Here is an 11,790-nt window from a genome sequence, read left to right on the forward strand (position 1 = left end):
CGTCGTCTTAGTGAGTGGCGGTCGGACGGTCAGGCGCTGGAGAGGGTGCCGAAGTAGCGCTTGTTCTTGGTGACGATTGCGGACCAGTCGGCGTTGTGCGGGAACCGCACGACGTCCCAGCCCATGTCGAACAGGCGCTCCTCCGCCTCGCGGTCCCGTTCGGCGACCGAATCGTGCTCGTGGACCGGTCCGTCGACGAACACGGCGACGTTCGCCCCGGGCAGGCGGTAGACGTAGTCGGGACGGGCCAGCGCCTCGGTGACGAAGACCTGCGCGTCGTCCGGAAGCCGCAGACCATGCTCCTTCAACCAGGCGACCAGCTTCCCCTCCAGCTTGGTGTCCGACTGCGCGGTGAGCCGGGCCAGCTGTTCCGTCCGGGACTCGCCCTCTCCGGTGGTTCGTGCCGCCCCATGGGCGAACCGCAGCAGCAGGTCGCGGACCAGGTGCCGGTTGATCGACTGGTGGTTGAGCTGGTTGCCGTAGGTCAGCAGGCACTCGTAGCAGCCCCAGGCGCACGGGCGGTCCTTGTGCGGTCCGCCCCGGTCGCTGCCATCTGAATCGAAGTGGCAGATGTCCAACGCCGTTGCGGCGGCGCGGGCCAGCGCCGCTGGGTCCGATTGCATGAGCCGGAGCACACCGGCACCGCCCTCCGCCGCCTCGGTGAACAGCATCCGGTCCCGGGGACCGTCGTCCGGCGGGAGCAGCTCGGTGGTGAGCTCCGAGTCCTCCAGTTCGAAGGCCGCCTCGATGCCGCGTTCGAGCGCGTACATCAGGGTGAGCGCGACGTCGTGCTCCAGCGGCTCGTCGAGCTTGAGGACGAGGATGTTCCGGCGGTCCTCGACGTACGGGATGACCCGCTTCTTGCGTCGCTTCTCGTTGCCATCGGCGTCGACCACCGGCATCTCGCTGGAGTCGCCGGACGCCTCGCCAGCGTCGCGTTCGTTCATCCAGCGCCCGTCGGCGGGGTCAAGCCAAAAGCCGTCGGGCTCGTCCTGCTTGGCGCGGACCCGACCAGTGTTGGTGATGCGGACGGTCGCCGAGTCGCCGTAGGAGAGGGTGGCGAGCCGATCCTCTCCGTCGGAGACGATGGCGTCCTGCCGGCCTGGCCGGGCACCGTGGTCCTGGAAGCGGTACGACGTCACCAGCCGGAAGCCCGCCCGGCGGCGCTCCTCCTCGTCCGAGGAAATTCGTTCCCGGCGCTTGGTGTAGACGGTGTGCAGGTGCAGCAGGCCGTAGGTGGTGTCGCCCAGCGGTTCGTTGCACATCTCGCAGCGCACGGCACCGCCGCGGATGTCGTGGTGGTAGCCGCAGCTGGTGCACCGGCGGGCCTCGCTGGTCACGACCTCGCCGGCCGCGTCGGGTGGCAGCTGGATCCGGGTGACCTGGTAGCGGGCGCCCTCGTGGTAGATGAGCGCGCCCGGGCCGAACTCCCGGATGGCGAGGAAGCGGGGACGCTGCAGGTAGTCACCGTCACCCGACCGACGGCCGGTGGTCGGCACGTATGCGGCCAGGGGCAGGCGTGGGAAGGAGTAGCCCGGCAGGAAACCCTCGCTGGCCAGGTAACGGTACGGGTTGAAGTCCGACAGCACCGACCTGCTCTCGACCGTCTCGTTCTTGAGCAGGTTGAGCTGCGTCTCGGCTTCCTTCCGGCGGCCGACGGCGATCCGCCGGTCGCGTTCGGAGAGGGTGTGGTCGAGGACGCGGCGGTTCTGCTCTGCCTGGTCAACGAGCGCCGCGCGGAACAGGTCCCGCCAGCGGTCGAACGCGCGGTTGAACCGCTCCGGCGTGGTTCGGATCGTGTCGTCGATCCAGTTGTCGTCCCACCACGTCGACTTTTCGAAGTCAGTCAGCAGGCCGGCGAACACCGTGCGTGCCGCGGCTACCGCCCGCTCCTGCGCGTACGTGTCCTGCAGGGCCGCGGTGATGTGATCGTGCAGGGCCAACGCCGGGTTGGGGCGGCGGCTGTCCTCCAGGTAGCTGATGTCGACGGTTTCCGGAATGGCTCGGCCCAGCTTCAGGCCCGCCTCAGCCAGCCACACGGCGTGCACGTGCGAGCGCACAAGGTCCTCGTTGGCCAGGTCCAGCCGCGGCGGCGCCACCGCACCGGCGACCATCCGCTCCGAGCGTCGGAAATAGTACTGGTCGTGGCTGTTGCCAGTCGCGCAGTACGTGGTGACGAGCGCCGGCTGCCCCGACCGTCCCGCGCGGCCACTGCGCTGGGCGTAGTTCGCCGGGGTCGGCGGGACGTTGCGCATCATGACGGCGTTCAGTTCGGAGATGTCAACGCCGAGTTCCATGGTCGGCGAACAGTAGAGCAGCTTCAGCTCAGCCTTGCGGAAGGCCTCCTCCCGCCGCTCCCGCTCGACGGGGTCGACCTGCGCCGTGTGTTCCCGGGCCGTCAGGCCGGCGAGAGTGCCAGCCGCGGTCCGGTACAGCTCCCGGAAGAACGTGTTGACCCGGGGTCCGTCGCCGCTGGCGTACGTCCGCGTCAGCGGGTCGTGGCTACCGGTCTGACCCGACCCGGCCCGCCAGATGAGCGCTGCTGCAGAGACCTGGTAGCCGGTGATAGGCGTGCTGGCCGAACGCCGGAACCGGCCCGCGCGTTCCGGCGCCTGGGTGACCTCGGTGACCTGGCCGCCTCGCTTAAGCACCTCCAGCAGGTCCGCGATCACTTCCTGCGCCTCGTCCCATTTCAGCTCCGGGAAGTGGACCCTGCGCAGGTATTTACCGATCTTTCCCCGCCCCGACAGGAAGAGGTTGGACCGGTCCAGGCCCCGTCCGGAAGGCTGGGGGTAGGCGGCTCCGACCTTGGGCTTGTCGCTGGCGGAGAGCACCCAGGGGTCGATGAGCCGTTCCTCGCTGGCCCGCTGGAGCGAGTCGAAGTCGTCGCGGAAGTACTGCACGTCGATCGCCAGGCCCCGGCGCATCTCGTCCAGCAGCACCCGCATGATCTTGACCCGCTCGTCGGGCTCTGCCTCGCGAAGCTTCTCGTGCGTGCTGGACCAGCGCTCCTGCTTCTCCGCGAGCCAGGTCAGATCCTGGTAGTCGATCTTCAGGAGCCCGGTCTGCTCCAGGTTCGGCATGGTGATGCGCCAGCCGCGTTCCAGATCGAGATACAGCCGGAACGCGACGACGTCCCGGAGGGTCTTCGCCGCCAGACTGGCCAGCGCCGGTGGAAGGTCGGCTTCCCGCGCGTAGTCGCCGAGGCTCAAGCCGAGCGCGGCGGTGACCTGCGTGGCGAGATCTTCGTGGGTGATGCCCCTGTCGCCCGCTTCGACCACTGCCCGGTAGAGGGCGCCACGAAGCTGGGTGACCTGGACGAAGTCGTTGAAGTGACCGGCCTGCAGCGAGGCGTCCTGGCGGTTGTCTACGAAGGTGAGCAGCTTGCGGGCCTTCTTGCTCAGCGCTTCCGCCGGTGCCTGCATGAGCGATCGGACGATCGACGCCGACACCAGCGAGGTCGCCGAGGAGCGGCCCTCCTGGTCGAGCGTCGCGAGCTTGGCGAAGTCCTTCCCCCGGGTCTGCTCGTAGCTCACCCCGCAGTGCAGGCAGAAGAGGAACGGGGACGGGATGAACGCCGCCCTCAGGTCACCGTGGCCCTCCCAGCCCTGCGGGTTGACCGTGATCGCCTGGGGCAACCGTTGCCGATACGAGCTGCGGACCACTTCGCGCCCGCCGGCGTCCACCTCCAGCCACGATTCGGGGATCCGGCGGGCCCCGATGGCCTCCTCCTCGTGTGCCGGCCACGGGCGGTCCGAGTCGATGTAGAGGTAGCCGTCGTCGCCGCGGCCACCGGTAGCGGCGGTGTCCCGACGCGGCGCGTACACGACCTTGCCGTCCTTCTCGGACCGCCAGACCGTCAGGTACTCCTGGCCGCACTCGCGGCAGAAGGCCAGCGGCAGGAGGATCTTCCCGTCCGAGCCTGGCAGGACCAGTTGGTAATCCCGCGTGAGGTGCCGGGTGAGCTCGTCCCCGAGGGTGACGTACACGGTGTCGCCCTTGGAGAGGAACTGGTGCAGCCGGAATGCGAACAGCGGACGCTCGGTGACCGGGTCCCGAGCTTCGGACCCGGCGCTGAGCGTGTCCCGGATGGCGCGCATGCAGTCAGCGACGGTCAGGCCGCTCTGCCGAGCCAGGTCCAGCGCGGCGTCCTCGATCTTGGCGGGCTTCTGCCGGACGAGGTGGCCGGTGACCGGGTCGGTGGCGAGCCCGAAGCGGGTCTCAATCCACCGGGCCAGGGGGTCGTTCACCAGGTCGGCGTAGGCCCGGGGTGCCCCAGGGGCCTTGAGCCTCTCTACCGGCACCGTGTCGGGCGTCTCTGCCGTCGCCCGGATCAGCGTCTCCCCGATCACGTTCTGGCTGCTCACCGGGGTACCGAAGAGGGTGGTCGCCACCCGAGCCACCGCCGCCCGCTGATTGTCGAGGGTGCCCTCGGTCGACATGGTGGCGGAGGTGCCGATGCACTGCAGCTCATCGGCCTGGCAGGCTTCGCGCACCCGACGGATCAGCAGGGCCACGTCGGCACCTTGGCGGCCACGGTAGGTGTGCAGTTCGTCGAAGACGAGGAACTCCAGCCCCCGGGCCATCTTGATCAGCGAACGGCGGTCGTCGGGCCGGGTGAGCATCAGCTCGAGCATCACGTAGTTGGTGAGCAGGATGTCCGGCGGGTTGTCGCGGATCTCCTTGCGCCGCTCGTCGCTCTCCTGCCCGGTGTACCGGGCGTACGTCACCGGCTCGCGGCCCGTCCCGTACCCGTCGCAGAGGTACTTGTCGAGTTCCTTGAGCTGGCTGTTGGCCAGCGCGTTCATCGGGTAGACGATGATCGCGCGAACGCGCTTCGACGCCTTTGCGCCCTCCTGCGCTCGGGTCTTGAGCACCTTGTCGACGATGGGAACGATGTAGGACAGCGACTTGCCGGACCCTGTGCCGGTGGTGAGGACGTAGGACTCACCCGACTGCGCCTTCTCGATCGCCTCCCGCTGGTGCCGGTGCAGCGTCAGCGGTCGCCCGTCGCAGGCCGTCCCGCCCTCCGTCTTGTTTGCCTGGAAGATGCGCGCGCACTCCGGATGCAGGACTCCCTCGTTGACGAGCTCCAGCATGCTGCCGCCGGAGGCGAAGAACGGGTTGAGCGACAGCCACGGGTCGGGCCACTGCGACTTCGCATCGAGGTCATCCTCAACGAAGTCTGCGATCCGGTCATTACGAATGGTGGTGCCGCCCTCGGTGAAGGCGCGGTAGTCGCTGATGAGCTGCTGGTGCACCTCGAAGACGTCCATGCCGGGCGTCGCGCGGGTGAGAGGGGCTGAAGGCGTCTCCGCCTGCGGGGCGGCCGGGGTGCCGATGGTGTATGCGGTCCGGAAATGGCCGACCGGGTTGAAGTCGTCCCAGCCGGGGACCTTGTCCTCTCCCTGTACCAGCGGCAACAGCGCCTCACGGACGGCCACCGCATCTTCGGGCCGCTCGGTGGGGTCCTTGGCGAGCAGCCGTTCGATGAGTCGCTCGAGGCTCCGCGGAACGTCGGAGCGCAGCACACGTACCGGCGGCGGCGGCTCCTCCAGGTGCTTCTGTCCCACCTCGTGGGCGGACCCGCTGTGGAAGGGCGGCACACCGGTCAGCAACTCGAACAGGACGCAGCCCAGGGCATACAGGTCGGCGGCCTGGGTGACCGACGATGCCCGGAATTGCTCGGGAGCCATGTAGCGGGCGGTACCCACCGTGACGCCGGTGCTGGTGAGCCTCTCCGCTTCGTCGGCGTCGATGATCCGGCCCATGCCGAAGTCCAGGACCTTGACGAGTCCACGGCGCAACAGCATCACGTTGGACGGCTTGAGGTCGCGGTGAATGACGCCGGCGGTGTGCGCCGCGGTGAGGGCATCGGCGATCTGAGCGCCGATCGCGGCGACCCACGAGATCGGCAGCTGCGGCTGCTCGGAGATCAGGTCGCGCAGCGTCTCGCCGTCGAGGAACTCCATGGCGATGTACGGAAGGCCGGAGGAATCGACGCCGCCCGCGATCGATCGGGGCAGGTTCGGGTGGGTGAGACGGCGCATGATGCGTGCCTCGCGCTCGAATCTCTGGACGGCCTTGCTGTCGGCGGTCGAGTCGATGACCGCGCCCGACCGGCTCCGGAGGATCAGCTTGACCGCGGCGAGCCGGTCCGGCGAGCCTTCCTTTGCCTGCAGGTCCTCCGCGCGGTGGACCTCTCCCATATTTCCCCTGCCGAGCGCGTTCAGCAGGCGGAACCTGTTCGCCACCAGTTCCATATCCACGGCCACTCCTACATCCCCCACTAGCCGCCGCAATGCGTACGTCAGCGTCCCTGCGACACGGTCGATGTCAGCGCCCGCCCGCGCCATCCGAGCCTTCTCACCGGGTTCCTTTGGTTTTCCTTAAGGCAGGCAGTATGCCTGCTGGTCTGCATCGTTGTAGCCCCCACCCGGCCGAGGCGATTAACCGAGCGCCTGCGGGGGCGCCCGCCAGGTTTCCGCGTACGTCACCGAGGCGCTGCGCCGGCGTCGGATATCCGACGACATGCGTGCCGTGTTGCAGGCTGCGGGCCACGCGAGTTACTCCTCGTCGGGTCGGATCGCGCCCCGGGCCAGCCCATCGGCGGTGAGTTGCACCAGCTCCGCGCCGAGCGATGCCGCCAGTCGGATTGCCGACTCGAAGGTGTCGAGCCGCTGAAATGCCTGCCCGTGCACTCGCTGCTCAGCGGGCGGCAGCCGCCGCACTTGCGCGCGCCGGATGTCGATGCGCAGCGTCCCTGACAGGCTCGACGCCTGCCTCTCGTTTGCCGACGTCCGAAGCTGCCCGGCAAGGAACCACGAGTCGAGTGCCGCCGGGTTGGGCCGCAGCAGGTAGAGGTTCCGCCCCAGCAGCGCGCCCTCGGTCGTCACCACCCGGGCGGTGAGCTGCCGGGCGATTGTCGGCACCACCACGTCGCCGGGAGCGAGCCGGATCTCCTGCCCGAGCTGGCCGTCGTCCCGACCGGACGGGCCTTCGCCGTTCAGCACGTCCTGCACGGTCAGTACCGGCGGCCCGCCCCTTGACGGCGCGCCGCCCTCGGATGACGCCGCTCGGATGGGGCCGATCAGTTGCAGTGCCCCAGCCCGGGCCAGCTCCCCCACCGACAGGAAGTCCCCGTCCGGCCCTTCGGGCGTGGGCGTGACCTGCGGCATCAGCGCCGGAAGGTCGCCAACAATGGCAGCGAGGCGCTCTCTGGTGCGTACCAGATGCTCTCCGGTGGCCTCGCCCCCGACGGCGGGTTGCCGACGCGCGGGGGTGAGGTCGACCTCCTCGTCGAGCAGCTCGATTACCGGGACCGCCCGGGCCAAGCCGGCCTCCTCGACCTCTGCGTCCGGCGCAGCAGCGAAGGACCGCCAGACGGCGAGGATCCGCGGATAGGTCACGGCAGCGTCGCCGACAGCGGCGTCCACCAGCAGCGTCCGAGCGGGCGGCGGCGCGTCGGGCGCGGGCCGCCGCAGCACCCACAGGTGCAGGGGTACGCCGTGCGGCGCGGCCACTCCGGGCGGCAGCGCGATGACGGCCCGCAGCGCGCCGCGGCGCAGCAGCTCGGCGCGGATGCGCCGGCCGGCGCGTCGGCTGGCGACGGTAGGCGGCATCAGCAAGACGGCGTGGCCGCCGGCGCGCAGGTGGGCGAGGGCGTGCTGGGCCCAGGCCAGCTCCGGTTCGGTACGTGGGGTAGTGCCGACGATCCAGCGGGGGTCGTGGCCGAGTTCCTCGTCGCCCCAGTTGCTGGTCCCGAACGGTGGATGGCAGACGACCGCGTCGAAGGTGCGACCGGCGAAGGCGTCGGCGCGCAGCGAGTCACCGGTGCAGACCTCCCCTGCCACGTCGCGCAGGGCCAGCCAAAGTCCGGCGAGCCGGGCGAGGTCCTCGTCGATCTCCTGCCCGTACGCCGAGGTGCAGCCGGCGCGGACGGCGGCCTTGAGCGTGGCGCCGGAGCCGGCGGCCGGGTCGAGGACGGAGCCGCCGCCGACCCCGGCGAGCCCGGCCATCAGGTCGGCCAGGTCGTCCGGGGTGGCGAACGGGCGGCCGGGTCCGGGGGCGGAGAACCGTTGCCAAAGGGCGTCGAAGGCACCCTGCGGTCCGAGTTCGCCGGCGAGCGCGTCGATATCCGGTAGTAGCGGCTTGAGCTGCGGATCCGCTGATCGGCCGGGGCGTTGACCGCGTTGCCGGGCGAGGAGCAGGGCGCCGACGGCGGCCAGGCCGGCGGCGGGTGACTGGCTGGCTGCGGCGAGGTGCCGCCACAGCCGGTCGGCGCTGGCCAGTTCGGGAAGTTTCCCCTGGGCGTGGAGCCACTGCTCGACCTGCCCCAGGTCGAACTCGGGGCTGGCCGCGGTGCCGCCTACCGGGGCGGGGAAGTCGGCGTGCCGTTTGCGCCAGTTGCTGACTGCGGCCCGACCGACACCGGCGAGCCGGGCGATCTCCGCTGCGGTGATGGTCGGTGTCTCCTGCACGTTCAGAGTGTGTCACACCTGTCAAGCATGATGCGTGTTGACAGGGTTCACAGATGATGCTCTCATTGACGCCGCCACGTTCACAGCAGGAGGAAAACGATGCGCAAGGCCACCACTCTCGCTCTGCTCGCCACCGGTCTCGTCGCCTTGGGCTGCGGCGCCGGCTCCACCGACGACGCCACCAGCAGCAAGGGCGACTCCATCAGCAGCAAGGCCGACGCCGGCGGCGCCAAGGGCGACGACAAGCCCGCCAAGGTCGCGAAGATCGGCCAGCCGGCCCGGGACGGCAAGTTCGAGTTCACGGTCAAGTCGTCCAAGTGCGGCGTCGCCAAGATCGGCACCGACATGCTCGGCGCCAAGGCGCAGGGCCAGTTCTGCCTGGTCACGGTCAACGTCAAGAACATCGGCAAGGAGTCGCAGATGTTCGACGGCAGCAGCCAGAAGGCGTACGCCGCCAACGGCACCGAGTACTCCGCCGACGGCGGGGCCGCCATCTACGCCAACAAGAACGCCGAGACGTTCCTCAACGACATCAACCCCGGCAACCAGGTCACCGGCGTGGTCGTCTTCGACATCCCGAAGAACATCAAGATCGCCAAGCTCGAGCTGCACGACTCGCCGTTCTCCGGCGGCGTGACCGTCTCCCTCACCTGATCCACCGCCAACCCGGGGCGGGCAGCCCGCCCGCCCCGGCCCAGTCCCCGTGTTCACAGAGGAGACCGTCATGACCGACCCGACCAGCTCTACGCCGCCCGACGAGTCCGCCAACGCGGCCGGGGTATCGCCGCGGCCGGACCCGCCCCTCGCCGGTGCCGCCGCGGTCCCGCCCACCGCTCGCCCTCAGGACGCCACGCTTACCGAAGCGTCCAGCCCGACCACTCCCCCCATGCGCTCCAACGCTCGCGCCTGGGCCGTCGGCGGCATCGCCCTCGTCATCGCCCTCGGCATCGGTGGTGCCGTGATCGCCACGTCTGGCGACCAGGTGAAACAGGCCGGCGCCGCGACGTCCGCGAATCCGAGCACCGCCGCACCGACCACTGCCGCACCCACCTCCGCTGCGCCCACGACGGCGGCTCCCACCAGCGCCGCTCCCTCGCCGACGAAGACCGCTGCGCCGCCGAAGCCGAAGCCGCCGTCCTACAAGACGCTGACCGCCCGGCAGTGGAAGCTCATCGCCAAGAATCCCGACGGGCACATCGGCGAGCACTACGTCGTGTACGGCCGGGTGACCCAGTTCGACGCGGCGACCGGAACCGACACGTTCCGCGCCGACGTCGCCCACCGGCGGATGTCCGACGAGTTCGACTACGAGACCAACACCATGCTCTCCGGCACCGGCTCGGACCTGGAGAACCTCGTCGAGGACGACATCTTCCGCGCCAACGTCCTGGTCTTCGGCTCCTACAGCTACGACACCCAGATCGGCGGCTCGACGACCGTGCCGCTGCTCCAGATCGACTCGATCAAGGTGCTCTGACCCCCAACGACACGACAGGAGGCGTCGTGCGCCCCGATGAGTTCCTCCGCGCCCTGCACCTGCTCCCCGCCGCGCTGCACGCCCGCGCCCTTCCGCTCCGGAGCTACGTCCGCCCCACCGACTGCGAGGACTGCCTGCGGATCGGCGACGCGGTGACGCTCGCGCTCACCGCCGTCCACTACGACGAGATCGGCTCGGCCGAGCAGCTGCTGGACACCGCCGAGCGGCTCGCCGCCGTGCACGGCACGGCCTGCCGGCCGCAGCCGGACCAGGAACGCGGCCGCGGCCGGGTCGGGCGGTGGGCGGCGGCGCCCGCGCCGGTCGTCGCCGCGACCGACGCCAGCTGGAAGGGGCGCGCCGGCGGGATCGCGTACGTGGTCAGCGACGGTCACTACGGCCTGCGCGGCCGGGGTACCGGCCGGCTCGACCCGACCGGGGCCTCCCGGGTGCTGATCAACGAGCTGCGCGCGGTCGACTTCCTGCTCTCGGCCTACGAGGCGGCGCCGGCGGGGATGACGGTGCTGGTAGACAGCGTCGTCGCGCTGCGCTGGCTGCGCCGCTGGCAGGCCGGCGAGGTGACCGCGATGCCGGCCGGCTACAGCCTGCGGCCGCGCCGGTGGTCCGACCAGCCGACCCTGGTTCGGCTCGCCGAGCAGGTGAGCCGCCGGCCGGACCTGTCCTTCGGCCACGTCAAGGGGCACAGCGGGCACGCCCTCAACGAGGCCGCCGACGGCCTGTCCCACATGGCCCGGCGCCGGCTCACCGAGACCTTCGACGTGCGCCCGCGGGCGCACGCCCTGGTGGAGGCGTTCCTCAAGGACTGGCACGCCAGCCTCACCCGCTGAGCTCCCCCGCGACTTCACACCACCCAGCAGCGAATCGACGCCCTGTCGATCCGCAGATCGCACGCGCCTGGAGACCGTTATGACCTTCCCCCGCCCCGACTCCGACCGAACCCGCTGGGTCGGTCCCGGCCTGCTGCGGCGGCGCCCCGCCGGTCTGCTGCTCGCCGCCACGCTCGCGACCGCCGGTCTCAGCGCGTGCGGCGACGACGGCACGACGCCCGCCGCCCGGTCGACGCCGTCGGCCACCCCGTCGACCTCGGCGGCCTCCCCGACTCCGAGCCCGACGCCACCGGCCGACCAGGACGGCGACGGCATCCCGGACAGCAGCGACACCTACCCGACTGATCCGAAGAACATCCCTCAGCAGGAACCCTTCGTCCTCACCTGCTACCTCACCGACGGCTTCGACCAGAGCCGGCCGTTCACCATCCTCACCGGCAAGGACGGCCGTCCCGACTTCAGCGAAGCCTGGGCCGCGAAGCCCGTGTCCTGCGACGCCGGCCAGGAGATTCGTCCGGTCAGCCCGGTCGAGGAGGCGGCGTACAAGACGTCCGGCTACGACGACAGCAATATCGCGGTGCTCTACGAGATGTGCGCCGAGGTGGACGCCGACGACGCGTACGCCGAGGCGGGCTTCGCCGCGAGCAGCGAGCAGATCCCGGAAATCAACGCGGCCCTGACGCTGTGCCCCGGCCACCCTTACGCGAAGAAGTGGCGGGCCGCGGTACGGCAGGGCAAGGCGGACGCGGAGCTGGCGGCGCAGGGGCGGCTGTTCGAGGACGGCACCTACCGCGTCGGCAAGGAGATCAAACCGGGCACGTACGTCACCACGGACGTCGACGGCTGCTACTGGGAGCGGCAGGACCGCTCGGGCAACACGATCGACAACTACTTCACCAACAGCGCCCGCCGCGTGCAGGTCACCATCCGCTCCTCCGACTACGCCTTCCACTCGGAGAACTGCGGCGAGTGGCGCCCGGCCCGCTGA

General features: G+C 70.3%; 6 protein-coding genes. 4 read left to right on the forward strand and 2 right to left on the reverse strand.

Going from position 1 to position 11,790, the window contains the following annotated elements; translation table 11 throughout:
- Positions 1 to 29: 29 nt before the first annotated feature.
- Together NLX85_RS18420 and NLX85_RS18425 are read right to left on the reverse strand one after the other, a co-directional pair.
- Positions 30 to 6,356, reverse strand: coding sequence for a protein kinase (locus tag NLX85_RS18420; RefSeq protein ID WP_254336728.1), 6,327 nt, complete (start codon positions 6,354 to 6,356; stop codon positions 30 to 32).
- A 210-nt stretch (positions 6,357 to 6,566) separates the two neighbouring features.
- Entirely contained in the window at positions 6,567 to 8,480 is a 1,914-nt protein-coding gene (locus NLX85_RS18425; RefSeq protein WP_254336731.1) for an N-6 DNA methylase, read from the reverse strand.
- 99 nt (positions 8,481 to 8,579) lie between these two features.
- On the opposite strand from NLX85_RS18425, the gene NLX85_RS18430 reads away from it, so the two are divergent.
- The 4 genes from NLX85_RS18430 to NLX85_RS18445 all read left to right on the forward strand — a co-directional run bounded on the left by NLX85_RS18430 (position 8,580) and on the right by NLX85_RS18445 (position 11,790).
- Positions 8,580 to 9,134: a DUF4352 domain-containing protein gene (locus NLX85_RS18430; RefSeq protein WP_254336733.1), complete on the forward strand. Its 555-nt coding sequence runs from the start codon at positions 8,580 to 8,582 to the stop codon at positions 9,132 to 9,134.
- Between the two features lie 70 nt (positions 9,135 to 9,204).
- Entirely contained in the window at positions 9,205 to 9,957 is a 753-nt protein-coding gene (locus tag NLX85_RS18435) for a hypothetical protein (RefSeq protein WP_254336735.1), read from the forward strand.
- A gap of 26 nt (positions 9,958 to 9,983) precedes the next feature.
- Positions 9,984 to 10,802 (forward strand): ribonuclease HI, encoded by an 819-nt coding sequence (locus NLX85_RS18440; RefSeq protein ID WP_254336737.1) that lies wholly within the window; start codon positions 9,984 to 9,986, stop codon positions 10,800 to 10,802.
- A 79-nt stretch (positions 10,803 to 10,881) separates the two neighbouring features.
- The gene (locus tag NLX85_RS18445) at positions 10,882 to 11,790 is read left to right on the forward strand and encodes a hypothetical protein (protein WP_254336739.1); all 909 of its coding nucleotides are present in this window, start codon (positions 10,882 to 10,884) and stop codon (positions 11,788 to 11,790) included.

The sequence above is a fragment of the Micromonospora sp. A3M-1-15 genome (assembly GCF_024213425.1).
Taxonomy (GTDB): Bacteria; Actinomycetota; Actinomycetes; order Mycobacteriales; family Micromonosporaceae; genus Micromonospora; species Micromonospora chersina.

Excerpts from the sequence above, each read along its gene's own strand:
- NLX85_RS18420 (WP_254336728.1), bottom strand. The coding sequence starts at position 6,356 with ATGGCGCGGGCGGGCGCTGACATCGACCGTGTCGCAGGGACGCTGACG.
- NLX85_RS18430 (WP_254336733.1), top strand. The coding sequence starts at position 8,580 with ATGCGCAAGGCCACCACTCTCGCTCTGCTCGCCACCGGTCTCGTCGCC.
- NLX85_RS18435 (WP_254336735.1), top strand. The coding sequence starts at position 9,205 with ATGACCGACCCGACCAGCTCTACGCCGCCCGACGAGTCCGCCAACGCG.
- NLX85_RS18445 (WP_254336739.1), top strand. The coding sequence starts at position 10,882 with ATGACCTTCCCCCGCCCCGACTCCGACCGAACCCGCTGGGTCGGTCCC.